At 70.7% G+C, this 26,366-nt stretch carries 25 protein-coding genes; 15 read left to right on the top strand and 10 right to left on the bottom strand.

The window, feature by feature from the left end; translation table 11 throughout:
• On the bottom strand, positions 1–791 hold a 791-nt coding region (locus tag PLL68_RS04735), incomplete at its 3' end, for a branched-chain amino acid ABC transporter substrate-binding protein (RefSeq protein WP_324532129.1).
• A 269-nt stretch (positions 792–1,060) separates the two neighbouring features.
• Here PLL68_RS04735 and PLL68_RS04740 point away from each other — a divergent pair.
• The 10 genes from PLL68_RS04740 to PLL68_RS04785 all read left to right on the top strand — a co-directional run bounded on the left by PLL68_RS04740 (position 1,061) and on the right by PLL68_RS04785 (position 10,324).
• Positions 1,061–1,576: a Rieske (2Fe-2S) protein gene (locus PLL68_RS04740; RefSeq protein ID WP_324532131.1), complete on the top strand. Its 516-nt coding sequence runs from the start codon at positions 1,061–1,063 to the stop codon at positions 1,574–1,576.
• A 32-nt stretch (positions 1,577–1,608) separates the two neighbouring features.
• Positions 1,609–3,579, top strand: a complete 1,971-nt coding sequence (gene uvrC, locus PLL68_RS04745) for an excinuclease ABC subunit UvrC (protein WP_324532133.1) — start codon at positions 1,609–1,611, stop codon at positions 3,577–3,579.
• On the top strand, positions 3,576–4,505 hold the full coding sequence (gene rapZ, locus PLL68_RS04750) for an RNase adapter RapZ (RefSeq protein WP_502910668.1): 930 nt from the start codon (positions 3,576–3,578) through the stop codon (positions 4,503–4,505). Before uvrC ends, rapZ begins: the two co-directional genes overlap by 4 nt.
• Entirely contained in the window at positions 4,502–5,458 is a 957-nt protein-coding gene (locus PLL68_RS04755) for a gluconeogenesis factor YvcK family protein (protein WP_324532134.1), read from the top strand. The genes rapZ and PLL68_RS04755 overlap by 4 nt, the downstream gene beginning before the upstream one ends.
• Positions 5,459–5,478: 20 nt before the next feature.
• Positions 5,479–6,459 carry a DNA-binding protein WhiA gene (gene whiA / locus PLL68_RS04760; protein ID WP_324532136.1) on the top strand — a complete coding sequence of 327 codons (981 nt, stop codon included), beginning with the start codon at positions 5,479–5,481 and terminating at the stop codon, positions 6,457–6,459.
• Positions 6,460–6,600: 141 nt separating this feature from the next.
• Positions 6,601–7,605 (top strand): type I glyceraldehyde-3-phosphate dehydrogenase, encoded by a 1,005-nt coding sequence (gap, locus tag PLL68_RS04765; RefSeq protein ID WP_159899097.1) that lies wholly within the window; start codon positions 6,601–6,603, stop codon positions 7,603–7,605.
• Positions 7,606–7,626: 21 nt separating this feature from the next.
• On the top strand, positions 7,627–8,832 hold the full coding sequence (locus PLL68_RS04770) for a phosphoglycerate kinase (protein WP_324532139.1): 1,206 nt from the start codon (positions 7,627–7,629) through the stop codon (positions 8,830–8,832).
• Between the two features lie 3 nt (positions 8,833–8,835).
• Positions 8,836–9,633 carry a triose-phosphate isomerase gene (gene tpiA / locus PLL68_RS04775; protein ID WP_324532141.1) on the top strand — a complete coding sequence of 266 codons (798 nt, stop codon included), beginning with the start codon at positions 8,836–8,838 and terminating at the stop codon, positions 9,631–9,633.
• An 80-nt stretch (positions 9,634–9,713) separates the two neighbouring features.
• Positions 9,714–9,959 carry a preprotein translocase subunit SecG gene (gene secG, locus PLL68_RS04780; protein WP_324532143.1) on the top strand — a complete coding sequence of 82 codons (246 nt, stop codon included), beginning with the start codon at positions 9,714–9,716 and terminating at the stop codon, positions 9,957–9,959.
• Positions 9,960–9,973: 14 nt separating this feature from the next.
• Positions 9,974–10,324 carry an RNA polymerase-binding protein RbpA gene (locus PLL68_RS04785; protein WP_324532145.1) on the top strand — a complete coding sequence of 117 codons (351 nt, stop codon included), beginning with the start codon at positions 9,974–9,976 and terminating at the stop codon, positions 10,322–10,324.
• 24 nt (positions 10,325–10,348) lie between these two features.
• On the opposite strand, the gene PLL68_RS04790 is transcribed toward PLL68_RS04785, so the two are convergent.
• The 6 genes from PLL68_RS04790 to tkt are packed head-to-tail and all read right to left on the bottom strand — an operon-like array spanning position 10,349 to position 18,596.
• Positions 10,349–10,846, bottom strand: a complete 498-nt coding sequence (locus tag PLL68_RS04790; RefSeq protein WP_324532147.1) for a DUF3806 domain-containing protein — start codon at positions 10,844–10,846, stop codon at positions 10,349–10,351.
• A 33-nt stretch (positions 10,847–10,879) separates the two neighbouring features.
• A complete protein-coding gene (locus PLL68_RS04795; RefSeq protein WP_324532149.1) occupies positions 10,880–12,016 on the bottom strand; it encodes a glucose-6-phosphate dehydrogenase assembly protein OpcA in 1,137 nt (378 codons plus the stop codon).
• Positions 12,013–13,557 carry a glucose-6-phosphate dehydrogenase gene (gene zwf, locus PLL68_RS04800; RefSeq protein ID WP_324532151.1) on the bottom strand — a complete coding sequence of 515 codons (1,545 nt, stop codon included), beginning with the start codon at positions 13,555–13,557 and terminating at the stop codon, positions 12,013–12,015. The genes PLL68_RS04795 and zwf overlap by 4 nt, the downstream gene beginning before the upstream one ends.
• Complete coding sequence (locus tag PLL68_RS04805; RefSeq protein ID WP_324532153.1) at positions 13,554–15,203, bottom strand: glucose-6-phosphate isomerase; 1,650 nt, start codon at positions 15,201–15,203, stop codon at positions 13,554–13,556. Before PLL68_RS04805 ends, zwf begins: the two co-directional genes overlap by 4 nt.
• Complete coding sequence (gene tal, locus PLL68_RS04810) at positions 15,200–16,312, bottom strand: transaldolase (protein WP_324532155.1); 1,113 nt, start codon at positions 16,310–16,312, stop codon at positions 15,200–15,202. Before tal ends, PLL68_RS04805 begins: the two co-directional genes overlap by 4 nt.
• 7 nt (positions 16,313–16,319) lie before the next feature.
• Positions 16,320–18,596 carry a transketolase gene (tkt, locus tag PLL68_RS04815; protein WP_324532156.1) on the bottom strand — a complete coding sequence of 759 codons (2,277 nt, stop codon included), beginning with the start codon at positions 18,594–18,596 and terminating at the stop codon, positions 16,320–16,322.
• A 152-nt stretch (positions 18,597–18,748) separates the two neighbouring features.
• On the opposite strand from tkt, the gene PLL68_RS04820 reads away from it, so the two are divergent.
• Positions 18,749–19,684 (top strand): heme o synthase, encoded by a 936-nt coding sequence (locus PLL68_RS04820; protein WP_324532172.1) that lies wholly within the window; start codon positions 18,749–18,751, stop codon positions 19,682–19,684.
• A gap of 762 nt (positions 19,685–20,446) precedes the next feature.
• Here the strand turns inward: PLL68_RS04820 and PLL68_RS04825 are convergent.
• The 3 genes from PLL68_RS04825 to PLL68_RS04835 are packed head-to-tail and all read right to left on the bottom strand — an operon-like array spanning position 20,447 to position 22,896.
• Complete coding sequence (locus PLL68_RS04825; protein ID WP_324532158.1) at positions 20,447–21,382, bottom strand: COX15/CtaA family protein; 936 nt, start codon at positions 21,380–21,382, stop codon at positions 20,447–20,449.
• Between the two features lie 48 nt (positions 21,383–21,430).
• Positions 21,431–22,189 carry an ABC transporter permease gene (locus PLL68_RS04830; RefSeq protein WP_324532160.1) on the bottom strand — a complete coding sequence of 253 codons (759 nt, stop codon included), beginning with the start codon at positions 22,187–22,189 and terminating at the stop codon, positions 21,431–21,433.
• On the bottom strand, positions 22,186–22,896 hold the full coding sequence (locus tag PLL68_RS04835) for an ABC transporter ATP-binding protein (RefSeq protein WP_324532161.1): 711 nt from the start codon (positions 22,894–22,896) through the stop codon (positions 22,186–22,188). Before PLL68_RS04835 ends, PLL68_RS04830 begins: the two co-directional genes overlap by 4 nt.
• 25 nt (positions 22,897–22,921) lie before the next feature.
• Between PLL68_RS04835 and PLL68_RS04840 the strand changes: the two genes are divergently transcribed.
• The 4 genes from PLL68_RS04840 to sufB form a co-directional block, all read left to right on the top strand.
• Complete coding sequence (locus PLL68_RS04840; RefSeq protein ID WP_324532163.1) at positions 22,922–23,596, top strand: phosphatidylserine decarboxylase; 675 nt, start codon at positions 22,922–22,924, stop codon at positions 23,594–23,596.
• The gene (gene pssA, locus PLL68_RS04845; protein WP_324532165.1) at positions 23,563–24,534 is read left to right on the top strand and encodes a CDP-diacylglycerol--serine O-phosphatidyltransferase; all 972 of its coding nucleotides are present in this window, start codon (positions 23,563–23,565) and stop codon (positions 24,532–24,534) included. The genes PLL68_RS04840 and pssA overlap by 34 nt, the downstream gene beginning before the upstream one ends.
• Before the next feature lie 47 nt (positions 24,535–24,581).
• Positions 24,582–25,286 (top strand): helix-turn-helix transcriptional regulator, encoded by a 705-nt coding sequence (locus PLL68_RS04850; protein ID WP_324532167.1) that lies wholly within the window; start codon positions 24,582–24,584, stop codon positions 25,284–25,286.
• Positions 25,283–26,366: Fe-S cluster assembly protein SufB (gene sufB / locus PLL68_RS04855; RefSeq protein WP_324532169.1), on the top strand; the 1,084-nt coding region annotated here is incomplete at its 3' end. The genes PLL68_RS04850 and sufB, both read left to right, overlap by 4 nt.

A 26,366-nucleotide genomic window follows, 5' to 3' on the forward strand; every position in this document is an offset into this window, starting at 1 on the left:
TTCATCTGCTGCGAGAACGGACCGGCCTGCGGGTACTCGCCACCGTAGTAGACGGTCTTCGGGTTGGACGGCTTGATCTTGCTGATGACGGCGTCGTACTTGTCGTCGTCCGGGTTGATCGTCTCGGCTGCGACGATCTTGCCGCCGAGCTTCTCGAACTCCGCGGTGAAGGCCTCGACGAGACCCTGACCATAGGTCTTCTTGTCGTGGACCGTCGCGACCTCCTTGATGCCGGCCGTCTCGAACAGGTAGCGCGCCGCGAAGGGGCCCTGGACCGAGTCGGTCGTGCAGGTACGGAAGTACGTCGGGTAGGTGCGCTTGGGGGCCGTCGCGAAGTCCGCACCCTGGGTCAGGGAGGGGTTCGTGTTGGCCGGCGAGACCTGAACGATGTTGGCGGCGGCGAGAACCGGCTGGACGCTCTGCGCGACGCTGGAGTTCAGCGTGCCGACGACGCCCACGACGTCCTTGTCAGCGGCGAGCTTCGTCGCGGCGTTCTTGCCGACGTCGGGGGTGGCCTGGTCGTCCTCGGCAGCGAGCTCGAGGGTCCAGCCCGGGATCGTCTTGGCCTCGTTGGCCTGACGGATCGCGAGGTCCACGGAGTTCTGGATGCCCTTGCCGAGTGCGGCGAGGTCGCCGGACAGGGGAGCGATGACGCCGATCTTGGCGACCTTGTTCTCTGCGGAACCGGTGTCGGTCCCTTCGGTGTCGTCACTGCGCGAGCCACAACCGGCAAGCGCGAGCGAAGCCACGAGCAGCGAGGCGCCAACGGCGACCACGGAACGCTGGGGCACGTTTCCTCCTGGGATAACTGAGTGAGATGAGCGGGTAGCTCCTGCGCGCGTCTGGCGAGCAAGCGAACTGTAACCACACGCGCACCCCTCGACCCAGCATTGCGTGCAGTCTGGTGCCGACTTGTTATCTGAGGTTGACCAAACCCGCAACCGCTGCAGTCACACGACGGCGTCGTTCTCACACCGTTCTGTCAGGTTCCATGGTGATACTGCAGCAGCCGTCGCGTCCACTGCACGGGCGCGCTTCGTCGACGAGTCGGAGGACCACCATGAGCACCACGCGATCGAGCGACCACCACGACACCTCGGCCCCGGCGGGTCCGCACCCTGACCCCTCAGCCGCGCGGTGCGGCTGCACGTCGCGACGCGAGAGCCTGCTCGCCGCGGGAGTCGTCGTCGCCGGCGCGGCCGGCCTCGCCGCATGTGGTTCGGGCGAGGCCGTCGGTGCTGCCGCGTCCTCCGCAGCCTCCGCTGCGGCGTCGGCGGCAGCCTCCGTCGCGGGCGACGCCATCGCTGCCGCATCGATCCCCGTCGGGGGCGGTGTCATCCTCGACAAGCTCAAGGTCGTCGTCACGCAGCCGACAGCCGGTGACTTCAAGGCGTTCTCGGCCGTGTGCCCACACCAGGGGTGCACGGTGAACGCCGTCGAGGGCGGACAGATCACCTGCCCGTGCCACGGCAGTGCCTTCGACATCGCGACCGGCGCGGTCACGAAGGGCCCGGCCACCTCGGGCCTGCCGACCAAGGGCGTCACCGTGGGCGCGGACGGCATCACCGTCTCGTGAAGGCTGTCGGCCCGCCGACATAGGGTTGGCGCGTGGCCGACCCGTCGACGTACCGCCCGCGGCCCGGCGAGATCCCCACCGAGCCGGGGGTCTACCGGTTCCGCGATCGCGACGGTCGCGTCATCTACGTCGGCAAGGCCAAGAGCCTGCGCCCGCGGTTGTCGTCCTACTTCCAGGACGTCTCCGCTCTGCACCACCGCACGGCCACCATGGTGCGCACCGGCGCCAGCGTGGAGTGGACGGTGGTCTCCACCGAGGTCGAAGCCCTCCAGCTCGAGTACGCGTGGATCAAGGAGTTCGACCCGCGGTTCAACGTCCGCTACCGGGACGACAAGTCATACCCCTACCTGGCGGTGACCATGGGGGAGGAGTTCCCCCGCGCCCAGGTGCTGCGGGGGGCCAAGCGCAAGGGCACCCGGTACTTCGGCCCGTACGCCCACGCGTGGGCCATCCGCGAGACCCTCGATCTCGCCCTGCGCGTGTTTCCCGTGCGCACGTGCTCGTCCGGGGTGTTCAAGCGGGCCAGTCAGGTGGGTCGTCCCTGCCTGCTCGGGTACATCGACAAGTGCAGCGCACCGTGTGTGGGGCGGGTCGACGCCCAGCGCCACCGTGAGATCGCCGAGGACTTCTGCGACTTCATGGCAGGCGAGACCGGCCGCTTCGTCACTCGCCTCACCCGCGAGATGAAGGATGCCGCGGCCGAGCTGGACTTCGAGCGCGCCGCCCGCCTGCGCGACGACATCGGCGCGCTGGAGCGGGTCCTGGAGAAGTCGGCCGTGGTGTTGCCCGACGCGACGGATGCCGACGTGTTCGCCCTCGCCGAGGACGAGTTGGAGGTTGCCGTGCAGCTCTTCCACGTGCGGGGAGGGCGCGTGCGCGGGCAGCGGGGCTGGGTCGCCGAGCGCGATGCCGAGTCGACCCCCGAGGTCGTCGAGCACCTGCTTCAGCGGGTCTACGGCTCGGAGGCCGGTGAGGCCGTTCCCCGTGAGGTGCTCGTTCCCGTCCTGCCGGACGACGCGCCTGCCCTGGCCGACTGGCTGTCGGGCTTGCGGGGGAGCCGGGTCGACCTGCGCGTTCCGCAGCGTGGCGACAAGCGCACGCTCATGGAGACGGTGGCCCGCAACGCGACGCAGAGCCTGGCGCGACACAAGGTGGCCAGGGCTGGTGACCTCACCACCCGCAGCCAGGCACTCCAGCAGATCCAGGACTCACTGGGGTTGGACGACGCACCCCTGCGCATCGAGTGCTTCGACATCAGCCACGTACAGGGCACCCAGGTGGTCGGCTCCATGGTCGTCTTCGAGGACGGGCTGCCCCGCAAGTCCGAGTACCGCCGCTTCATCGTGCGCGGCGACGAGACCGGGGCCACCGACGACACCGCAGCGATGCACGAGGTGCTCACCCGCCGTTTTCGGCGCGGGCGTCGGGAGGACGACGAGGCCGCCGCCGCGGCTGACGGCAGCCAGGACGACACGGACGCGGGTGCAGCCCGCCCGGCCAGGTTCGCCTACCGGCCAAACCTCGTGGTCGTCGACGGTGGCCTGCCCCAGGTCAACGCCGCCGCCCGCGCCCTCGCCGACGCGGGTGCCCAGGACGTCGCCGTGGTTGGCCTCGCCAAGCGCCTCGAGGAGGTCTGGATCCCGGGGGAGGATCACCCCCTGGTGCTCGCGCGGTCCAGCGAGGGCCTCTACCTGCTGCAGCGGCTGCGTGACGAGGCGCACCGCTTCGCCGTGACCTTCCACCGCCAACGGCGGTCCAAGGCCATGACGGCGAGCCGGCTCGACGGCATCCCCGGTCTGGGGGAGAAGCGGCGCAAGGCGCTGCTCAAGGCGTTCGGCTCGGTCAAGCGGATCTCCGCGGCGTCGGTCGACGAGCTGGCCGAGGTTCCCGGAATCGGGCCTGCGCTGGCAGCCGTGATTGCGGCACAGTTGGCCTCCGCGGACACCATGCCCGCAGTGAACCTCGCGACCGGAGAGGTCGTCGACGAAGGGAACGAGCCGTGACCCCGGACCACGAGCAGCCTGACGGCGCAGCAGTCCTGCCCTCGGGAGGTGTCCCTGCGGCAAACGACTTCCTCATCGTCACGGGGATGAGTGGGGCCGGGCGCTCGACGGCGGCCAACGTCATCGAGGACCGCGGCTGGTTCATCGTCGACAACCTGCCACCGCAGTTGCTGTCGTCGATGGCCGAGCTCGCGGGCCGGGTGCGCAATGACAGCGGCACCGACCTGCAGATCGCCGCGGTCGTCGACGTCCGGGCCAGGGCCTTCCACTCCGAGCTGCACGCGGGGCTCGCGGCGTTGCGGGATGCCGGTTGGCGCCCTCACCTGATCTTCCTCGACGCCACCGACGAGGCGCTCGTGCGCCGGTTCGAGAGCGTGCGCCGCCCCCACCCGCTCCAGGGAGAGGGTCGGCTGCTCGACGGCATCCAGGCCGAGCGCGAGATGTTGCGCGACCTGCGGGCCGAGGCCCAGGTCGTCATCGACACCTCAGGCCTGAACATCCACCAGCTCGGTCGCAAGCTCACGCCTCTGCTGGGGGTCGAGAGCGGCCCGAGCCTGCGGCTGGCGCTGATGTCCTTCGGTTTCAAGTACGGCGTCCCGCTCGACGCCGACTTCGTGTTCGACATGCGGTTCCTGCCCAACCCCTTCTGGGTGCCCGAGCTGAAGGCCTTGACCGGAGTCGACGAACCGGTCGCCGACTGGGTCATGGCCCAGGACGGCGCGCAGGAGTTCGTGGATGCCGTGGTGCAGCTGATGGGCCCGGTCACCGCCGGGTACCTCGCGGAGGGTCGTCGCTACGCGACGATCGGGATCGGCTGCACCGGTGGCAAACACCGCTCCGTGGCGATGACCCAGGCGATCGCGGCACGACTCACGACGGACCAGGTGGCGACCTTCGTCGTCCACCGTGACCTGGGGCGCGAGTGACCGGCCCCGTCGTCGCTGCCCTCGGCGGAGGGCACGGACTGGCCGCGACCCTGACGGCGCTGCGATACGTGACCGACGAGATCACCGCCATCGTCACCGTCGCTGACGACGGCGGCTCGAGCGGGCGACTGCGTGACGAGTTCGGGGTGCTCCCCCCGGGAGACCTGCGGATGGCACTGGCCGCCCTGTGTGCCGAGAGCGAGTGGGGGCACACGTGGCGGGACGTCCTGCAGCACCGGTTCGCGGGCGACGGGCCGCTCGGCGGGCACGCTCTGGGCAACCTTCTCATCGTCGCGCTGTGGGAGCTGCACGACGACCCGGTCGCCGGGCTCGACCTCGTCGGCCGGCTCCTCCAGGCCCAGGGGCGGGTGCTGCCGATGGCGGCGGTCCCGTTGGCGATCGAGGCAGATGTGAGCGGGCTCGACCCGGCTCACCCGGAGGCCGTGCAGGTGGTGAGAGGACAGGCCCAGGTCGCGGTGACCCCGGGAACGGTCGAGCGGGTGCGGCTCGTGCCGGCGGCGCCTCCTGGGTGTCCTGAGTCGGTGGCGGCGATCCGCAGTGCCGACTGGGTCGTCCTCGGGCCCGGCTCCTGGTTCACGTCGGTCATGACGCACCTCCTCGTCCCCGAGGTCCGCGAGGCGCTCGAGGTGACCCGGGCCCGCCGCCTGCTGATCCTCAACCTCGACCCCGGCTCGGGCGAGACGGCCGGCTTCAGTGCGGAACGCCACCTCGAGACCTTCGCCGAGCTCGCACCGAACCTTCACCTGGACGTCGTGCTGGCCGACCCGGCCGTCGTCGACGACCCCGAGCAGCTGGAGGCGGCGTGCGCCCGGCTCGGTGCCACGTTGTTCGTGGCACCCGTCGGACGCCGTGACCGGGCCGGCGAACACGATCCGCTGCGCTTCGCGGCGGCCGTGAGGGACATCGTCACTACGCCACGACCCGCTCGGTGACGCGTGGCAGGATGACCGCCATGGCGATGACTGCAAAGGTGAAGGACGAACTGAGCAGACACGTCGTGACCAAGCCGTGCTGTCGCAAGGCCGAGGTGGCCGCGACGTTGAGGTTTGCCGGGGGGCTGCACATCATCGGGGGGCGCATCGTCGTCGAGGCCGAGCTCGACACGGCCAATGCGGCCCGCCGCCTGCGGCGTGAGCTCAGCGAGGTCTACGGCCACACCCCCGAGGTGCTCGTCCTGGCCGCCGGGGGGCTGCGCAAGGGCAGCCGGTACGTCGTGCGCGTGGTCAACGACGGCGAGTCGCTGGCGCGCCAGACCGGCCTCATCGACGGTCGTGGCCGCCCGGTGCGCGGGCTGCCACCGAAGGTCGTCAGCGGATCGGTGTGTGACGCGGAGGCGGCGTGGCGGGGCGCGTTCCTCGCGCACGGGTCGCTCACCGAACCCGGTCGTTCCTCCGCGATGGAGGTCACCTGCCCGGGGCCCGAGGCGGCCCTGGCCCTCGTCGGCGCCGCGCGCCGGCTCGGCATCTCCGCCAAGGCCCGCGAGGTGCGCGGAGTCGACCGCGTCGTCATCCGCGACGGTGACGCGATCGGCGCGATGCTCACCCGGCTCGGTGCCCACGACGCCGTGCTCGCCTGGGAGGAGCGACGCATTCGGCGCGAGGTGCGGGCCACGGCCAACCGCCTGGCCAACTTCGACGACGCCAACCTGCGACGGTCGGCTCGGGCCGCCGTGGCTGCCGGAGCTCGGGTCGAGCGGGCCCTGGAGATCCTCGGTGCCGACATCCCCGACCACCTGCGCGAGGCGGGGGAGCTGCGCCTGGCTCACAAGGAGGCCTCGCTCGAGGAACTCGGCCAGCTCGCGAGGCCGCCGATGACCAAGGACGCCGTCGCCGGCCGCATCCGGCGACTGCTCGCCATGGCCGACAAGCGAGCGGCCGACGACGGCATCCCGAACACCGAGGCCGGGCTCACCCCGGACATGCTCGACGCCTGAGTCGTCTCATGCGCAAGCGGTTACTCGCCCGTACTCCGGACGCCGAGCAACGGCATCCGAGGTGGGTCTAGGGTTAGTGACGAAACCCCTGAGTGCCGCTCATCGGCGGCACCATTCGATGAGTGGAAGGCAGCACATACCGTGACCGTTCGCGTAGGGATCAACGGCTTCGGCCGCATCGGCCGCAACTTCTTCCGGGCTGTCCAGGCCTCCGGCGCCGACATCGAGATCGTCGCCGCCAACGACCTGATGGACAACAAGGCCATCGCGCACCTGCTCAAGTACGACTCGGTGCTCGGTGTGCTCGCCGACGACGTCTCCTCGACCGAGGACTCGATCACGGTCGGCGACAAGACGATCAAGATCTTCGCCGAGAAGAACCCCGCCGACATCGCCTGGGGCGACGTGGGCGCTGACATCGTCATCGAGTCGACCGGCTTCTTCACCGACGCCACCAAGGCGCACGCCCACATCGACGGTGGTGCCAAGAAGGTCATCATCTCGGCGCCGGCCTCCAACGAGGACGCCACGTTCGTCATGGGTGTCAACCACCAGGACTACGACCCGGCCAACCACCACGTCATCTCCAACGCGTCCTGCACGACGAACTGCCTGGCCCCCATGGCCAAGCCGCTGTCCGACGAGCTCGGCATCGTCAAGGGCCTGATGACCACGGTGCACGCCTACACCTCCGACCAGAACCTGCTCGACGGCCCGCACCGCGACATGCGCCGCGCCCGCGCCGCCGCGCTGTCGATCATCCCGACGAGCACGGGTGCCGCCAAGGCCATCGGCCTGGTCATGCCCGAGCTGAAGGGCAAGCTCGACGGCTACGCCCTGCGCGTGCCCACCCCGACCGGCTCGGCCACCGACCTCACCTTCGAGGCCGGCCGCGAGACCACCGTCGAAGAGGTCAACGCGATCGTCAAGGCTGCTGCCGAGGGTCCGCTCAAGGGCTTCCTGAAGTACACCGAGGACCCGATCGTCTCCGCCGACATCGTCACCGACCCGAGCTCGTGCATCTTCGACTCCGGTCTGACCAAGGTCATCGGCACCCAGGTCAAGGTCGTCGGCTGGTACGACAACGAGTGGGGCTACTCCAACCGCCTCATCGACCTGACGCTCCTCGTCGGCAAGAGCCTCTGAGAACGCGGGGCCGAGTCGATCATGGGTGACCTCTCGTCGTTGGGCGACGTGCGCGGCAAGCGCGTCCTCGTCCGCTCCGACCTCAACGTGCCGCTCGACGGCACGACGATCACGGACGACGGCCGCATCCGGGCCTCGGTCCCGACCATCTCCGCCCTGGCCGAGGCGGGCGCACGCGTCATCGTGTGCGCCCACCTCGGTCGGCCCAAGGGTGCCCCGGAGGACAAGTACTCCCTGGCGCCCGTCGTCGGGCGGCTCTCCGACCTGCTCGGACGCCCGGTGGCCTTCGCCACCGACACCGTCGGCGAGAGCGCGCGCGCGACCGTCGACGCGCTGGGGGACGGCGACGTCGCCCTGCTCGAGAACCTGCGGTTCAACGCGGGGGAGACCGCCAAGGTCGACGAGGAGCGTGCCGAGTTCGCCGACGCCCTCGCCGCCCTGGCCGACGCCTACGTCTCCGATGGTTTCGGGGTCGTGCACCGCAAGCAGGCATCGGTCTACGACATCGCCACGCGACTGCCGTCCGCCATGGGTGGCCTCGTCGCCACCGAGGTCGACGTCCTCAAGCGCCTGACCGTCGACCCCGAGCGCCCGTATGCCGTCGTGCTCGGTGGGGCCAAGGTCGCCGACAAGCTCGCCGTCATCGACAACCTCATGAACACCGCGGATCGCCTCCTCATCGGGGGCGGCATGCTCTTCACCTTCCTCGCGGCCCAGGGCCACGAGATCGGCAAGAGCCTGTTCGACGCCGACAGCGTCGACGCGTGTCGTGACTACCTGCGTCGTGCGGAGGAGACCGGCGTCGAGATCGTGCTGCCCGTCGACGTCATCTGCGGTCGCGAGTTCTCCGCCGACACCGAGACCGTCACCGTGGCCGCCGACGCCATCCCCGCCGACATGATGGGCCTGGACATCGGCCCGGCCTCGGCGCAGCTGTATGCCGAGAAGCTCGCCGACACGCGCACGGTCTTCTGGAACGGGCCCATGGGCGCCTTCGAGATGGCCCCGTTCGCCGAGGGCACGCGCCGCCTCGCGCAGGCGCTGGTCGACGTGACGGCCCAGGGTGCCCTCACCGTGGTCGGCGGTGGCGACTCCGCAGCCGCGGTGCGCCAGCTCGGCTTCGAGGACGCCCAGTTCGGACACATCTCCACCGGTGGTGGCGCCTCCCTCGAGTACCTCGAGGGCAAGGAACTGCCCGGTATCGCCATCCTCACGAAGGAGCACTGACGCATGACCTCCGGCCGCACCCCCCTGCTCGCGGGCAACTGGAAGATGAACCTGGACCACCTCCAGGCCACGCACCTCGTGCAGAAGCTCGACTGGACGCTCAAGGACGGCAAGCACGACTTCGGCGTGGTCGAGGTCGCGGTGCTGCCGCCGTTCACCGACCTGCGCAGCGTGCAGACCCTCATCGACGGTGACCGGCTCGAGCTGAAGTTCGGCGCGCAGGACCTCTCGGTGCACGACGCCGGGGCCTACACCGGTGAGATTAGCGGCGCGTTCCTCGCCAAGCTGGGCTGCTCCTACGTCGCGGTCGGGCACAGTGAGCGTCGCGAGTACCACCACGAGGACGACTCCGTGGTCAACGCGAAGGTCAAGGCCGCTTATCGGCACGGCATCACGCCGATCTTCTGCTGCGGCGAGGGCCTGGAGATCCGTCAAGCCGGCACCCACGTCGAGCACGTGCTCGCGCAGGTCGAGGCCGGGCTGGACGGCCTGTCCGTCGAGGACGCCCGCAGCATCGTCGTCGCCTACGAGCCCATCTGGGCGATCGGCACCGGCGAGGTGGCGACCCCCGAGGACGCGCAGGAGGTCTGCGCGGCGATCCGTACCAAGCTCGCCGAGCTCTACAGCGGAGACGTGGCGGACGGCATCCGGGTTCTCTACGGCGGTTCGGTGAAGTCGAGCAACGTGGCGGCCATCATGGCCAAGGAGGACGTCGACGGCGCCCTCGTCGGCGGGGCCTCGATCGACCCGGCCGAGTTCGCCGCGATCTGCCGCTTCCGGGACCACCTCGCCACGGCCTGACGTCCCCCTGACCGGGGTCGCCGCCTTCAGCGGTTATCCTTGAGCGGTTGTCCCCCCGATCTCGCACGAAGGACTCTCACGTGGATGCGGTTCGCATCGGCCTCCAGGTACTCCTGGTCCTCGGTGGCCTGTTCTTGACCCTGCTCATCCTGATGCACAAGGGCAAGGGCGGTGGCATGTCCGACATGTTCGGTGGTGGCATGTCCAGCTCGCTCGGTGGGTCGTCGGTCGCCGAGCGCAACCTCGACCGGATCACCATCGGGGTGGCCCTCGTGTGGTTCACCTGTGTCGTGGGTCTGGGCGTCCTCGAACGCTTCGCCGTCTAGGTCAGGGAGCAGTCATGGCAGGTGGAAACGCGATTCGTGGTTCGCGCGTCGGTGCGGGCCCCATGGGTGAGGCCGAGCGCGGAGAGGTCGCCCCTCGGGTGCACGTCTCCTTCTGGTGCTCCAAGGGGCACGAGACCCGACCGAGCTTCTCGCAGGAGCCGGGTCTGGTCATCCCCGAGCAGTGGGACTGCCCGCGCTGCGGGTTCCCCGCCGGGCGCGACCAGGACAACCCGCCGGCACCGATGAAGGTCGAGCCCTACAAGACGCACCTGGCCTATGTGAAGGAACGGCGCTCCGACGTCGACGGCGAGGCGATCCTCGACGAGGCCCTGGGCTCGCTGCGAGACCGCGGCCTGATTCAGTAGCAGCGACTGCTCCAGCAGGAGCGGTCAGCCGCGGCCGGCGCGGGCCAGGTGTCCGACGACGCCGGGGATCCAGCCACGCTCCCGCCCCATCCAGCGCACGGCGACCATCGTGCGCGTCACGACGGGGATGCCGTGGCGCGGCGGTTCGACGGCGAGGTCGGTTCCGAAGGGGTCGGTACTGACCACCCAACGGTGACCGGCAGCAGCCACGAGGTGGTCACCGATGGCCGTGCTGATGAGGGTGACGACGTCCGCGGACGCGATGGCGCCGTCGTCAGCCTCGACCGCCCGGTCGTAGGCCGCGGCGATGCTCTGGAGGTCGCTCGGCTCGATGCCGTGGGCGGCGTAGCCGGCTCGCGCCTGCTCCAGCCGTGCCTCGTCCTCTGCCGTGAGTCGCCGGATGCCGATCTCCTCGAGGGCCTCGACGCCGGAGTCATCGGCGTTGACGTCGTCAGCGCTCGGGGCCGAGTCGTCGGGGGTGGTGTCGGCGTCGCGGCCGCGCAGTCGGTCGAACAGGCCCATCGTCTCAACCTTCCAGGTCGCTGGTGGGAACAATCACGATCGACGATCCTTGACCTCGGCGAGCTTGTCCTTGGCGGCCTGCTTGACGACCTCCGGGTCGTCGACCTTCGGCGGCATCGGGGCGGCCTCGACCATGGCACTTCGGCTGCTCGCCCGCGCTGCCCTTCGGAGGCGCTGTGCGGTGCGCTCGGCCTCGGCGACCGAGGGCGCCCGCCCCGAGCGCACGGCCTCGCTGGCGGTCTGGCGCGACACGGTGCACTTGCGCAGTCCCTTGACGAGGGCGTCGTGGTAGACCTCGTCGGGGTCGAGGCGACGCAGCTCGTCGGCGAGGCACTCCGCGTCGCCGCGGTGTGCCAGCGCCAGGGTTCGTACCGGCTGGCCGGGCTGGGCCAGCGTCGCGGTGTTGCCGTCGACCGGCCGCACGAGGTCGATGGACCCGCTGGCGCGTTCCAGCCGGACCGAGACGATGCCGCTTCCGGAACGGGCGCGGGCGATGGACACGGGGCACTTGAGGCGGGCGGCGAGCCACCCGGCGAGGAGGTCACCCGAGGGGGAGTCACCCGCAGCGACGACGACCGCGCTCGTGACGGGCTCGTAGGGTGGCTGGTCCAGGGCTGCGGTGAGCAGGCCGCGCCACAAGGTGATCCTCGACCAGGCGAGGTCGCTGTCGCCGGCCGCGTACCCGTCGGACAGGCGGCGCAGGACCGTTCGGGACGTGGTGCTGGACCGGGCGGCGTCGGTGACGCGGCGCTGGGCCATCATGCCGATCGGGTCCTTGGACGGTTCGTGGGGACCGTTGGCCGGCCACCACGCGACGATGGGGGAGTCGGCGAGGAGCAGTGGGGTCACGACTGCCCGGCCGTGGGAGGCCAGTCGACCGAAGAGGCGAAGGACCACGACCTCGGAGGCCCCGGCATCCCCACCCACCCTGATCTGCCCGTCGAGCCGTGCGGCACCACGTTTGCTGCCCGCGATGACGACGATGATCCGACAGGGGTGTTGGCGGCTGGCGTCGTTCGCGGTCTCGATCGCTGCGTCCGCGTGGGCCTCGTCGACGACGACGAGCAGGGTCAGCACCCGCGAGAGCGCCATCGACCCGGTGTCGGCGCGCAGCCGGACCAGTCGCGCCGAGATGGCGGCGGTGGTCGTGTCGGGCAGGTCGACGATCACGGCAGCCTCCACTCTCGTCCGTCGCGCTGCATCATGGCATCGGCGCTGGCGGGGCCCCACGTGCCGGCGGGGTACTGCTCCGGGGCGCGACCCTTCGTGGCCCAGTACTTCTCGATGGGGTCGAGGATCTGCCAGGACAGCTCGACCTCTTCGTGGCGGGGGAAGAGCGGGGGCTCGCCGAGCAGGACGTCGAGGATGAGGCGCTCGTACGCCTCCGGCGACGACTCGGTGAAGGCCCGGCCGTAACCGAAGTCCATCGTCACGTCGCGCACCTCCATCTGCGCGCCGGGCACCTTGGCGCCGAAGCGCAGGGTCACGCCCTCGTCGGGCTGCACGCGGATGACGATGGCGTTCTGCCCGAGCTCCTCGGTGGCCGTGTCCGTGAACGGCAGGTGGGGCGCCTTCTTGAAGACCACCGCGATCTCGGTGACCCGCTTGCCCAGTCGCTTGCCCGTGCGCAGGTAGAACGGGACCCCGGCCCAACGACGGGTGGCGACGTCGAGGCGGATGGCCGCGTACGTCTCGGTGCCCGAGCCCTTGGCGACTCCGGACTCCTCGAGGTAACCGACCACCTCCTCGCCGCCCTGCCACCCGGCGGCGTACTGCCCCCGGGCGGTGCCCGTGGACAGGTCTGCGGGGATGCGCACGGCGGCCAGGACCTTCTCCTTCTCGAGGCGCAGACCGTGGGCGTCGAAGGATGCCGGCTCCTCCATCGCGGTCAGCGCCAGCAGCTGGAGCAGGTGGTTCTGGATGACGTCACGGGCGGCGCCGATGCCGTCGTAGTACCCGGCCCGACCACCGATGCCGATGTCCTCGGCCATGGTGATCTGCACGTGGTCGACGTAGTTGGCGTTCCAGACGGGCTCGAACATCTGGTTGGCGAAGCGCAGGGCCAGCAGGTTCTGGACCGTCTCCTTGCCCAGGTAGTGGTCGATGCGGAACACCGAGTCGGCGGGGAAGACGTTCTCGACGATGGTGTTGAGCTTGCGCGCCGACGCGAGGTCGTGCCCGAACGGCTTCTCGATGACCACCCGCCGCCAGGCGTCCCCGTTGGACGAGGCCAACCCCGACCGCTCGAGCTGCTGGCAGACGGTGGAGAAGAACGACGGGGGGATGGACAGGTAGAAGGCGTGGTTGCCGCTGGTCCCGCGTCGCTCGTCCAGCTCGGCGACGGTCTGCGCGAGCAGGTCGAAGGCCGCGTCGTCGTCGAACGTGCCGGGCACGAAGCGCAGCCCTTCGGCGAGGGTGCGCCAGACCTCTTCACGAAACGGGGTGCGGGCTCGTTCCCGAACCGCCTCGTAGACGATCTTGCCGAAGTCCTGGTCGGCCCAGTCGCGGCGGGCGAACCCGACGAGGGAGAACCCGGGTGGCAGCAGCCCGCGGTTGGCCAGGTCGTAGATCGCCGGCATGAGCTTCTTGCGGGCGAGGTCACCCGTCACGCCGAACAGCACCATCGAACACGGCCCGGCGATGCGCGGGAGCCGCTTGTCGCGGGGATCGCGCAGCGGGTTCTCGGATGCCGTCACCCGGGCCGGGCTCATGCGCGGCCCCGGCTCAGCGCTGCCCGGACCTGCTCGAGGCCCTCGTCGTGTGCGGTGAGGTGCAGGCGCAGGACCGGCCGCCCGTGCTCCGCCAGCACCGCGGCGTCGCCGCCGGCCTGCGCGGCGATGAACTCACCGAAGGTGAACTCGCGCCCGGGCACCTCGAGGTCCTGCACCGGTGCCGTCGTCACCTGGAGGTAGACCCCCGTCGAGGGCCCACCCTTGTGGTACTGCCCCGTGGAGTGCAGGAACCGCGGCCCCCAGCCGAAGGTGGCCGGGCGCCCCGTGCGGTCGAACAGGTCACGGGCAACCAGTTCGAGATCGGCGTCACCGAGCCGGTCGAGGTAGGCCATGACGGCGATGTAGCCCTGCTGGTCGTCCAGCAGGCCGAGCAGGGTGTCGACGGCGGCGTCGACCGTGCTGGCGTCCCCGAGCCAGTCGCCACCGAGTGCGGTGACCTCGACCGCCCCGTCGGTGAAGGCCGGCTCGACACCGGCGCCGATGCCGGCGTCGAGCAACTCGCGAGCGGCGGCCTTGGCGCTCTCGACGTCAGGCTGGTCGAAGGGGCTGATGTCGAGCAGGCGCCCGGCCACGGCCGTCGCGGTCTCCCAGAGCATGATCTGGGCGCCGAGGGGGCCGGCCACCGTGACGAGCGAGGCGGCCGACGACGCCGACTCCCCGGCATCCGCGGTGTCCTGGTCGCCGTCGGAGTCGGAGTCCGTGGCGACGAGGCGAACCACCGTGCCGTCGGCGTAGAGCGTCGCCGGGGCGGAACCGATGGCGACGACCGGCAGGATGCCGGTGCCGTCCTTGCCGGTGGACTCGGCGATGAGCTGCTCGGCCCAGGCGCCGAAACCGACGTTCTCGGTGCCGTCGTCGACGAGGACGAGTTTGTCGCGCAGCGGCTGGGTGCCGGCCATCGCCGCAGCCAGGCGCAGCGCGGGGTTGGCGTCGTCATCGGCGGCGAGGAGGTCGGAGACGGCCTCGGCGTCGTCGAGCAGGGCCTCGACGTCGGCGCCTGCCAGGGCGCTCGGGACGAGCCCGAACGCAGTCAGTGCCGAGTAGCGGCCACCGACCTGAGGATCGGCGTTGACCACCCGGAAGCCGGCTGCGCGGGCGTCGGCGTCGAGCGGGCTGCCGGGGTCGGTGACGATGACCATGCGGGCGGTCGGGTCCAGACCGGCGTCGCGGAAGGCCTGCTCGAAGGCGCGCCGCTGGCTGTCGGTCTCGACGGTCGACCCCGACTTGCTCGACACGACGACGACGGTGCGGTCCAGGTCGGTGAGCGCGGCCCGCACGACGTCCGGGTCGGAGGAGTCGAGGACGTCGATGGGCACACCGGCCGTGGCGCAGATGACCTCGGGGGCCAGCGACGAGCCGCCCATCCCGCACAGGACCACGCGGTCGTAGCCGAGCTGGGAGAGCTCTTCGCGCAGGGCGGCGACCTCGCCGATGAGGTGGCGTGATGTCCGGGGAAGGCCCGTCCAGTTGAGGCGCTTGGCCGACTCCTCCTCGGCGGCCGGCCCCCACAGGGTGTGGTCCTTGGCGAAGATCCGGCTCGCGACCCGGTCCTGGACCAGCGTGGGGACGTGCGTCGTGACGGCGTCAGCGGCTGCGCCGGTCGCGGTGACCTCGAGGGTGCTCATGACTGTGCCCTTTCCAGCTCTCGGGTGACTCCCGTGAGCAGTTCGTCCCACGCGGCCTCGAACTTCGCGACACCGTCGCGCTCGAGCCGGGTGGTGACCTCGGTGTAGGAGATGCCGAGCCGTTCGAGGCTGTCGAGCACCTCGGCCGCTTCGGCGTAGTGGTGGGTCACCGTGTCGCCGGTGACCTCGCCGTGGTCGGCCACGGCCTTCAACGTCTTCTCGGGCATCGTGTTCACGGTGCCCGCGGCGACGAGTTCGGTGACGTACAGCGTGTCCGGGTACGCCGGGTCCTTGACGCCCGTGGAGGCCCACAGCGGTCGCTGACGGTGCCCACCGGCATCCTCGAGAGAGCCCCAACGAGGCGTCGAGAAGACCTCCTCGTACGCCTGGTAGGCGAGGCGGGCGTTCGCCACGGCGGCCTTGCCACGCAGGGCGGCTGCCTCGTCGGTGCCGAGCGCGTCGAGCCGGGCGTCGATCTCGGTGTCGACGCGCGAGACGAAGAACGACGCGACGGAGTGGATCGTCGAGAGGTCGAGGCCGTGCTCACGAGCCTGCTCCAGGCCGGTGAGGACGGCGTTCATGACACCCCGGTAGCGGTCCAGGGCGAAGATCAGCGTGACGTTGACACTGACCCCGGCGGCCAGGACCTGACTGATGGCAGGCAGCCCCTCGGTCGTGGCCGGGATCTTGATGAGGACGTTGGGGCGGTCCACCGCGGCGGCGAGCTCGAGCGCCTGCGCAACCGTCGCGGCGGTGTCGTGCGCCAGTCGCGGGTCGACCTCGATCGACACCCGGCCGTCGACGCCGCCCGAGGACCGGTAGATCGGGGCGAACACGTCGCAGGCGTCGCGCACGTCCTGGGTCGTGAGCGCCATGACGGCCTGGTCCACGCTCGCGCCCGACCGGGCCAGCTCGCGGACCTGGTCGTCGTAGGCGTGTCCCGCGGACAGGGCTGCCTGGAAGATCGACGGGTTGGTCGTCACCCCGACGACCCCCTCGTGCTCGATGAGGTCGGCGAGGTTGCCCGTGCTCAGGCGTTCACGGGAGAGGTCGTCCAGCCAGACGGAGACGCCGTGGGCGGCGAGGTCGGAGACGGCGGCGCTCGTCATGCCGACCTCACTTCCCGGCCGCGCTCTTGCGGCTGGCTGCCTTGGGGGTGCCGACGTCGGTGCCGGTGTCCTTGCGGGCCCGGGGTGCGGTCTCGGTCAGGCCCGGTACCTGGCCAGCCTTGCGCGCGGCCGCGAGGGAGTCCTTCGCCGCCTTGACCACGGCCTCGGGGGTGAAGCCGAACTCACGGAAGAGGGTGGCGGCATCCGCCGAGGCGCCGAAGTGCTCGATGCTCACGCAGCGGCCGGAGTCGCCGACCACGTCGCGCCAGCCCTGGGCCACCCCGGCCTCGATGCTCACCCGGGCCCGGACCGAGGGTGGCAGCACCTTGTTGCGGTAGGCGGCGCCCTGCTCCTCGAACCACTCGCGGCAGGGCATGGAGACGACCCGGGTCGCGACCCCGGCCTTCTCCAGCTCCAGGCGCGCAGCGACGGCCAGTGACACCTCGGAACCCGTGGCGACGAGGATGACGTCGGGGGAGCCGGAGGCCGCGTCGATGAGGACGTAGGCGCCCTTGGTGACCCCGGTGGCCTTCGCGTGCTCGGTGCGGTCGATGACCGGCAGGTTCTGCCGCGACAGGGCCAGACCGGCGGGGGTGCCGCGGCGCAGGATCTCCGCCCACGCCTGGGCGGTCTCGTTGGCGTCCGCGGGGCGGACCACGGCGAGCCCGGGCATGGCCCGCAGCGAGGCGAGGTGTTCGATCGGCTGGTGGGTCGGGCCGTCCTCGCCCAGACCGATCGAGTCATGGGTCCACACGAAGGTCACCGGAAGCTGCTGGATGGCCGCGAGACGCACGGCGGGGCGCATGTAGTCGGAGAACACGAGGAAGGTGCCGCCGTACGGGCGGGTCAGCCCCTCGAGGGCGATGCCGTTGAGGATCATCCCCATGGCGTTCTCGCGGATGCCGAAGTGCAGGGTGCGGCCGTAGGGCCCGCCCTTCCAGGCCGGCGTCTGGCGCGAGGCCGGGATGAAGGAGGGTTCGCCGGCCATCGTCGTGTTGTTGGACTCGGCGAGGTCGGCCGACCCGCCCCACAGCTCGGGGAGGGTTGCCGCCAGGGCCCCGAGGACCTTGCCGGATGCCGCTCGCGTCGCCAACCCCTTGGGGTCGGCGTCGAAGACGGGCAGCGACTTCTCGAAGCCCGACGGCAGGCCGCCGTCGACGAGCCTGGCCAGCAGGGCGGCGCGCTCGGGCTGGGCCTTGCGCCACGCGGTGAACCGGGCGTTCCACTCCTTGTGGACGGCCTTGCCCCGCTTCTTGACCTCCCGTGCGTGGGCGAGCACCGCCCTGTCGACCTCGAAGCTCTTCGCCGGGTCGAACCCGAGGAGCTCCTTGGTCGCGGCGATCTCGGCGTCGCCGAGGGCCGAGCCGTGGGACTTGCCGGTGCCGCGGACAGTGGGTGCCGGCCAGGCGATGACCGTGTGCAGGCGCACGAGCGTGGGCTTGGTGCGCGAGCGGCGGCTCTTGGTCAGCGCCGCGAGAAGGGCGTCGATGTCCTCGGTGTAGTCGGCGGTGCCAGCAGGCTCGGAACTCCGGCGCCAGTCGACGTCGATGACCTCCCAGCCGTAGGACTCGAACCGCATCGCGACGTCCTCGCTGAACGAGATGTCGGTGTCGTCCTCGATGGAGATCTGGTTCGCGTCGTACACGACGGTGAGGTTGCCGAGCTGCTGGTGGCCCGCGAGCGACGAGGCCTCGGCAGCCACCCCCTCCATGAGGTCACCGTCGGAGGCGAGAACCCACACGTGGTGGTCGAAGACGCTCTCGCCGGCCTTGGCCTCCGGGTCGAACAGTCCGCGCTGGCGGCGCTGGGCCATGGCCATGCCGACCGCCGAGGCCAGCCCGGAGCCGAGAGGGCCGGTGGTGATCTCGACACCCTTGGTGTGGTGCACCTCGGGGTGGCCGGGGGTCAGCGACCCCCACGTGCGCAGCGCCTTGAGGTCCTTGAGCTCCAGGCCGTAGCCGCTCAGGAACAGCTGGACGTACTGGGTGAGCGAGGAGTGGCCGCAGGAGAGCACGAAGCGGTCACGCCCCAGCCACGCGGGATCGGACGGGTCGTGGTTCATGACGTTCTGGTAGAGCAGGTACGCCGCCGGGGCCAGGCTCATCGCGGTTCCCGGGTGTCCGTTGCCAGCCTTCTGCACGGCATCGGCGGCCAGCAGCCGGGCGGTGTCGACGGCCCGGACGTCGAGGTCGGTCCACCCCGCCTTCTTCGCCACGGGGGCAGCGAGGTCGCTGCTGCGGGCGTCGGTCGGGGTCGAGGTGCGGCTGGCGGGCTTGCTGGTCACAGGAGCCTCTTTCGAGAAGACGGTGCACACGACAGGTCGAGTCGTCGGCCAGCCTAGTGTCTGGGCCAGCCCGCGGTTCTCCGTGCTGACGGGCGGACGGCTAGAATCGCCGGACACCCTCCCGCACCTGCTCGAAGGACGACGTGGCGACCATTCCGACGACGACCGACTCTCCGTCGGTGCCGCCGCTCGAGCGACGCTCCACGGTGGCCAACTACGTCGCGCTGACCAAGCCGCGCATCATCGAGCTGCTGCTCGTCACCACGGTGCCGGTGATGTTCCTGGCCGAACGAGGCGTCCCCTCGGTGTGGCTCGTGGTCGCGACCCTCGTCGGTGGCACGCTCAGCGCCGGGGCGGCGAACACCTTCAACTCGGTGTACGACCGTGACATCGACGCGCTGATGCACCGCACGAGCAACCGGCCGATGGTCACCGGCGCGATCACGACGCGCAACGCGGTGCTGTTCGGTGCCGCGCTGACGGTCATCTCGACGCTCTGGTTCGCCCTCGTCGTCAACGTCCTGTCGGCGCTGCTGTCACTGGCCGCCATCGCGCTCTACGCGGTCGGCTACACGATCCTGCTCAAGCGCCGCACGTCGCAGAACATCGTGTGGGGCGGCATCGCCGGCTGCATGCCGACCCTCATCGGGTGGTCTGCGGTCACCGGCACGGTCGGCTGGCCCGCCGTCGTGCTCTTCCTCGTGATCTTCTTCTGGACCCCGCCGCACTACTGGCCGCTGTCGATGGCCTTTCGCGACGACTACTCCACGGCCGGGGTCCCGATGCTGCCCGTGGAGCGCGGCCCGGTGGCCGTCGGCCGCCAGATCGTCGCCTACTCGTGGGTGATGGTGGCGACGTCGCTCGTCCTCGTTCCGGTCGCCCCCATGGGCTGGATCTACGTGGTGACGGCCGTGCTCTCCGGCGCACTGTTCATCGCCGAGGCCCACCGCCTGCTGCGCGCTGCCCGGGGCGGCGCCACCGGGACCGCCCTGAAGCCGATGCGGCTTTTCCACTACTCGATCACGTACGTGACCCTGGTGTTCCTCGCGGTCGCGGTCGACCCGCTGCTGTACTTCCCGCTGTCCTGAGCCACCCTGCCGACAGCGACATGTCGGATGCCGGGAGCGGCATTCCTCGGTCGCCGGTGAGCAGCGTCGCGTCCAAGGCTTCGAGAGGGAGACGGACCCGCCAGCGCGCCCGCCGGTCCGGTCGAGTACTTCTTTCCACAGATACTCGGTTGCACCAGGGGCCGTTCTGGTGTCGGCTCAACACGTGACGATCGCGATGAGCACGCCGGGGGGGTTGAGGATCTCGAGCACGTTGCCGACGTCCTCAGCGGGTGGCAGTACGACGGGGGTCCATTGCACCTTCACCCCGGTGATCTGGGTTGGCACTCGTTGAGAGGTGCAGCCACGACGGCCGGTTCGCTGCGGGTCTGGTCACGAGGGGCCAAACTCCTCGCCATCGGACTACTCGATGGTCCTGACGGGCTACTGCGGATGGCTGTCGACCCTGACGTGCGCTTGGGGCGGTTACGAGGTTGCGTGCGACTCAGGCCCGTCGTACTTCTTCGTCCTCGCCGCAGCGGGCATCGCGGCCATCGGCAGTTGGTATCTCACCCGGCCAGGTGAGTGCGCACTCCTCAGAGGATGAAAGCGCTCGGAGCGGCAGATCCGCGAGAGCTTCCGGCGCATAGAGCGAACCACTAATGGCGAGGGTGTTCGCCCTGGACGGGCCAATACACGCGTCACCAGCCGACAACCCCGCCATCAGGCGTCCGTCCTCAACTCGGTAGGGGCGCGCGACAGTCCTGTGTCGCGGGCGGCCTCACGTTCTCCGTGTGGTCGACGTCAGCGGCGGCGCAGGGCGAGGATGCCGTTGGTCAGCGCCACGACGAGCAGCGTCGCCCCGAGCATGTGCGCGATGACGAGGGCTTCGGGCAGGTTGGTGAAGTACTGCACGTAGCCGACCACACCCTGCGCGAGGCTCACCGCGAGGACGGCGAACCAGGCCCGCCCGGGTCCGCGATCGGCATCCTTGCTCGTGAGGCGGGCGGTGAGCCACGTCGCGACGACGAGCCCGACAAAGAGCATGACGACGTCAGCGTGCAACCACGAGATCGTGCGCGGGTCGAACCCCAACCGGGCGGGCTCGTCCGCGTCGCCGGAGTGCGGCCCGGACCCGGTGACGAGGGTGCCGAGGAACAGCACGAGCACGCCGACCCCGCTGGTGGCCCAGGCCAAGCGGGTCACCAGCGCCGGGACGAGCGGCACGGGGGCCGTGCCGGACTCGTGCCGCGCGAACCACAGGTAGGACGCGGCCGCCACCAGGCCCATGGAGACGAGGAAGTGGGCGGCAACCGTTGCCGGGTGCAGCCCGAGCAGCACCGTGATCCCGCCGAGCACGGCCTGGACGAGGACACCGACGAAGACGGTGACGGCGGCCACCTTCATGGCCCGCCGCGGTGCCCAGCGCCACACGGCGACGATGGTCGCGAGGGCCAGCAGCCCGAGCACCCCGGTCAGGGTGCGGTTGCCGAACTCGATCCACTTGTGGATGCCCTCGGCCTGTTCGATGGTCGGGGTGATCGACCCGTCGACGCACTCCGGCCAGGTCGGGCACCCGAGGCCGCTGCCGGTCACCCGGACCAGCCCGCCCGTGACGACGATCGCGACCTCGGCGACGAGGTTGGCCAGCAGGATCGGCGAGAGCCACCGGGAACCAGGCCGCAGGGCCTGGTCGGTGCGAGGGCTGCCGGTCATCGAACTCGTGCTCGTGCTGGTCACGGGGTCAAGGCTACGGCGCGGGCCGCAGGCTTCGACGCGCCGGGTGGCTCAGTCCGACCACCGGAAGGTCCGGCTCGCGAGCACCGCAGCACCGACGCCCCAGACCGCGAGCACCGCCCACTGGGCGAGCGGCCACCCACCGTCGACGAGCGCCAGGCGCATCGCGTCGCCGAGGGCCCCTGACGGCAGGGCCGCGGCCACGGGAGCGAGGATGCCGGGAAGCGACTCGGTGGGAGCGAGCAGTCCCAGCCCCAACAGCAGGACCCAGACGAGGTTGGCGACCGCGAGGACGGCTTCGGCGCGCAGCGTGCCGGCGAGCAGCAGGGCCAGGGCGACGAAGCAGGCGCTGCCCAGCAGGAGGGTCAGCGCGGCGGGCACCAGCCCCGCCGGCTGGGCGCGGGCCCCCAGGGCCACACCGAGCGCGCCGATCACGACGACCTGGACGCCGAGGACCGACAGCACCGCCAGCGCCTTCGCGGCCAGTAGTCCACTGCGGCCCAAGGGGGTGGTGCCCAGCAGCCGCAGGACCCCGGCGCGCCGGTCGAACCCGGTGCCGATCGCCTGACCGGTGAAGGCGGTCGAGACCACGCACAGGGCGAGGGCCCCGGCGAGGGCCAGGTCGGACCGGGCCCCCGGTCCGAGATCGGGAACCGATGACAGGGTCAGGCCGATGAGCGCGAGCGAGGGCAGGATCAGCGACACGAGCAGCTGCTCACCGTTGGCGAGCAGCATCCGGGTCTCGAACGCAGCCCGAGACAGGATCCGGGCCCGGGCTGGCGCGGCTCCCGGTGTCGACGCGGCGCTCATCGGGTGGCCTGCGCGGTGAGCTCGAAGTAGACGGCCTCGAGGGTGCGACCGGCGCGCACCTGGTCCAGCGGGCCGTCCGCGACGACCGTGCCCGCCGCGAGGATGACGACGTGGTCGGCGAGCCGCTCGGCCTCCTCGAAGGAGTGGGTGGTGACGACGACGCAGGCACCGCGTGCCGCCTCGCTGCGCACGAGGTCCCAGACGTCGAGCCGGGCGTGCGGGTCCAGGCCGGCGGTGGGTTCGTCGAGGAAGAGCACGTCGGGCCGGGGGAGCAGCGCCGCCGCCAGGGCCACGCGCTGCCGCTGCCCCCCGGACATCCGCCGCACCGTGGTGCGGGCGAAGGCGTCGATGCCGAGCGTGGTGACCAGCTCGTCCGGGTCGACCGGCGCCGCGTAGAGCGCCGCGAGGTGGCGCAGCAGCGGCACGGGTCGGCTCGTCGTCGGCAGCCCGCCCTCCTGGAGCATGACCCCGACCCGGGCGCGGTGCTGGGGCCCAGCCCCCCACGGGTCGACGCCGAGGACCTCCACCGTGCCGGCATCCGGGCGCTGCAGCCCTTCGAGACATTCGATCGTCGTCGTCTTGCCGGCACCGTTGGGGCCGAGGACGGCGGTGATCTGCCCGGCCCGCGCACCCCAGGTGGCGCCGTCGACGGCCCGTACCCCGCCGAAGGACTTGCGCAGATCGCGGACGGAGACTGCGGTGGCCATGTCGAGACATCCTAGGGTGGGGCCCATGACGCGCATCGACCGGGAGGCCGCCCCCGCCACAGCCATCGCCGCACTCCCATCCGTCGTCGCGCTGCTCGCGGGCCGTCGGGGTCTGGCGGCCGGACTCTCGGTGCTCCCCGCGGCGATCGCGGCGTTCTTCCGTGACCCCGACCGAACCCCGGATCACCGCCCGGCACCCGTCGACGACGTCCTGTCGCCCGCTGACGGCAAGGTCATGTACGTCGGGCCCGGTCAGGACCTCGTGGCACCCGAGGGGGAGTGGCAGCAGATCAGCATCTTCCTGTCGGCCTTCGACGTGCACATCAACCGGGCGCCCTACGGTGGACGCGTCACCGCCGTCGACTTCCGCCTCGGCAAGTGGCTGGCTGCCTACAAGCACGAGAGCGCCCACCTCAACGAGCGCAGCGACATCACCGTGGAACGCGAGGTCGGCGGGCAGGTCCGTCGGGTGCACTTCCGCCAGATCGTGGGCCTCATGGCGCGTCGCGTCGTGACTCGGGTGTCCGTCGGTGACGAGATCGCCACCGGCCAGCGGATCGGCCTGATGAAGTTCGGGTCGCGGATGGACGTCTTCGTGCCGCCGGAGTGCGACCTGCTCGTCACCGCCGGTGACCGGGTGATCGCGGGGGAGACCGTCATCGCCCGGTGGCCGGCGACAGTGACGTCGGTGACCTCGTGAGCACTCCCGCAGGGGGTCGGCGCCGCATCCTCGACCGCTGGCGCCTGGTGTCTCCCAGTGGCGCCCAGGTGGTGTCGCTGCGGCAGCTGCCCAAGCGCGAGCGGGCCCGGCTGATGGCTCCGTCGATGTTCACCACACTCAACATGGTGAGCGGGCTGTCCTCGGTGCTGCTCGCCTTCCGTGGCCACTTCACCATCGCCGCCGCCCTCATCGGTGTCTCCATCGTGCTGGACATCGCCGACGGCTACGTCGCCCGGTTGATCGGGGCGACCTCCCCGTTCGGCCTCCAGCTCGACTCGCTGGCTGACCTCATCTCCTTCGGGCTCGCCCCCGCGATCCTCGTCCACACCTGGGCCCTGGACGAGTGGCCGATCCTCGCGTGGCTCGTCGCGTTCCTGTGGCTGGCCTGTGCCGCGTTCCGTCTGGCCCGCTTCAACGTGACCATCGACCCGGCTGCCGACAAGCGGTACTTCGTGGGGCTCCCGTCACCGGGTGCCGCCGCCGTCGTCATGGCGACGATCTTCGCGCTCGACTCGCCGGACTGGGGCCCCGGCTCAGGACCGTGGCGTGCCTGGTTCCCGCTCGTCGTGAGCGTGGTCCCGGCCCTGCTCATGGTCATGACCGTGCGCTTCCGGTCGTTCCGCAACCTGCTCGCACCGCAGACCCGGGGCGCTCGGTTCACCACGGCGGCCGTCGTGGTCGCCATCCTCGTCGGGCTGGCCCTGGCACCGGGCCTCACCGCGGTGGTCGTCGCGTACGGCTACGTCCTGACCGCCCCGCTCGGCGTGCTGAGCGCCCCCCTGCGCGAGCGCTTTCTCGGCGCGGAGTCGATCGCGCCACCGCGCACGAGGATGCCGTCCGTCTTCCTCCCGCTCGAGGAGGACGACGAGGTCGACGGCGCCCAGGCAGCCGCCGTCGACGGCCTTGACGAAGGTTAGGCCACCCTTCCTTGGACGGATCTCCGGTAATTACCTAACATTGCTGTGTGGTTAATGCCGAGACGCAGGTCATCGAGTCGCGTACCCGCGACCGGGTGCTTCGTGTCGTGAGCCAGGAGGGGCCGGTCAGCATCGCGGCCCTCGTCGCCCGACTGGGTCTCACCGAGACCGCGCTGCGCCGCCACGTCGACGCCCTGCACGGCGAGGGTCTCCTCGAGGCTCGTGAGGCCAATGGCCCCAAGCGTCGAGGCCGCCCCGCCAAGGAGTGGGTGCTCACCGACCGGGGCCACCGGGCACTGGTCAGCGACTACGACCACCTGGCGGGTGAGGCGCTGCGCTTCCTGGGTGCCACCGCCGGGCCGGATGCCGTCACGGCGTTCGCCGAGCACCGCGCCGCCGACCTCGAGAACCGCTACGCCGAGCGCATCGCGACCGCAGGGGATGACTCCGCGTCCCGCGCCACCGCGCTCGTCGAGGCCCTCAACGCTGATGGCTTCGCGGCATCCGCTCGTCCCGTGGGAGCCGCGGACGGCCCGCTCACCGGGGTCCAGCTCTGCCAGGGGCACTGCCCCGTCCAGCACGTCGCCGCCGAGTTCCCGCAGTTCTGCGAGGCCGAGACCGAGGCGTTCTCACGCCTGCTCGGCGTGCACGTCCAGCGACTCGCGACCCTCGCCCACGGCGACCACGTCTGCACCACCTTCGTTCCAACCCCGACCACCTCCACCCCGACCAGCGAGAGGGCCTCGTCATGACGAGCCACATCGAAGAGCTCAACCCCGGTCTCAAGGGCCTCGGCACCTACGAGTACGGCTGGGCCGACGCCGACACCGCGGGCGAGACGGCCCGTCGTGGCCTCAGCGAAGAGGTCGTCGCCGACATCTCGGCGCGCAAGTCCGAGCCGCAGTGGATGCTCGACCTGCGGATGAAGTCGCTGCGCCTGTTCGGCAAGAAGCCCATGCCGAGCTGGGGCAGCGACCTCACCGGCATCGACTTCCAGAACATCAAGTACTTCGTGAAGTCCACCGAGAAGCAGGCCACCTCGTGGGAGGACCTGCCCGAGGACATCAAGAACACCTACGACCGGCTCGGCATCCCCGAGGCCGAGAAGCAGCGCCTCGTCGCCGGTGTCGCCGCCCAGTACGAGAGCGAGGTCGTCTACCACCAGATCCGTGAGGACCTGGAGGAGAAGGGCGTCATCTTCGTCGACACCGACACCGGCCTGCGCGAGCACGAGGACCTCTTCCGCGAGTACTTCACCTCGGTGATCCCCGCCGGCGACAACAAGTTCGCCGCGCTCAACACCGCCGTCTGGTCGGGTGGCTCGTTCATCTACGTCCCGCCGGGCGTGCACGTCGACATCCCGCTGCAGGCCTACTTCCGGATCAACACCGAGAACATGGGCCAGTTCGAGCGCACCCTGATCATCGCCGACGAGGGCTCCTACGTTCACTACGTCGAGGGCTGCACCGCGCCGATCTACAAGAGCGACAGCCTGCACTCGGCCGTCGTCGAGATCGTCGTGAAGAAGAACGCCCGCGTGCGCTACACGACCATCCAGAACTGGTCGAACAACGTCTACAACCTCGTTACCAAGCGTGCGACCTGCGCCGAGGGCGCCACCATGGAGTGGATCGACGGGAACATCGGGTCCAAGGTCACGATGAAGTACCCCGCCGTCTTCCTCCTCGGCGAGCACGCCCGCGGTGAGACGCTGTCGATCGCCTTCGCCGGCGAGGGCCAGCACCAGGACGCCGGCTCCAAGATGGTGCACGCCGCTCCGAACACGAGCAGCTCGATCGTCAGCAAGTCGGTCGCCCGGGGCGGGGGTCGCA

The sequence above is a fragment of the Ornithinibacter sp. genome (assembly GCF_035443565.1).
In the GTDB taxonomy this organism is placed as follows: Bacteria; Actinomycetota; Actinomycetes; order Actinomycetales; family Dermatophilaceae; genus Fodinibacter.

What these genes read in the sequence shown, in the direction of transcription:
- PLL68_RS04805 (WP_324532153.1), bottom strand. Translation starts at nt 15,203, where the DNA reads ATGAGCACCCTCGAGGTCACCGCGACCGGCGCAGCCGCTGACGCCGTC.
- PLL68_RS04840 (WP_324532163.1), top strand. Translation starts at nt 22,922, where the DNA reads ATGACGCGCATCGACCGGGAGGCCGCCCCCGCCACAGCCATCGCCGCA.
- PLL68_RS04830 (WP_324532160.1), bottom strand. Translation starts at nt 22,189, where the DNA reads ATGAGCGCCGCGTCGACACCGGGAGCCGCGCCAGCCCGGGCCCGGATC.
- PLL68_RS04740 (WP_324532131.1), top strand. Translation starts at nt 1,061, where the DNA reads ATGAGCACCACGCGATCGAGCGACCACCACGACACCTCGGCCCCGGCG.
- tal (WP_324532155.1), bottom strand. Translation starts at nt 16,312, where the DNA reads ATGACGAGCGCCGCCGTCTCCGACCTCGCCGCCCACGGCGTCTCCGTC.
- whiA (WP_324532136.1), top strand. Translation starts at nt 5,479, where the DNA reads ATGGCGATGACTGCAAAGGTGAAGGACGAACTGAGCAGACACGTCGTG.
- PLL68_RS04785 (WP_324532145.1), top strand. Translation starts at nt 9,974, where the DNA reads ATGGCAGGTGGAAACGCGATTCGTGGTTCGCGCGTCGGTGCGGGCCCC.
- PLL68_RS04790 (WP_324532147.1), bottom strand. Translation starts at nt 10,846, where the DNA reads ATGGGCCTGTTCGACCGACTGCGCGGCCGCGACGCCGACACCACCCCC.
- PLL68_RS04835 (WP_324532161.1), bottom strand. Translation starts at nt 22,896, where the DNA reads ATGGCCACCGCAGTCTCCGTCCGCGATCTGCGCAAGTCCTTCGGCGGG.
- tpiA (WP_324532141.1), top strand. Translation starts at nt 8,836, where the DNA reads ATGACCTCCGGCCGCACCCCCCTGCTCGCGGGCAACTGGAAGATGAAC.
- PLL68_RS04770 (WP_324532139.1), top strand. Translation starts at nt 7,627, where the DNA reads ATGGGTGACCTCTCGTCGTTGGGCGACGTGCGCGGCAAGCGCGTCCTC.
- zwf (WP_324532151.1), bottom strand. Translation starts at nt 13,557, where the DNA reads ATGAGCCCGGCCCGGGTGACGGCATCCGAGAACCCGCTGCGCGATCCC.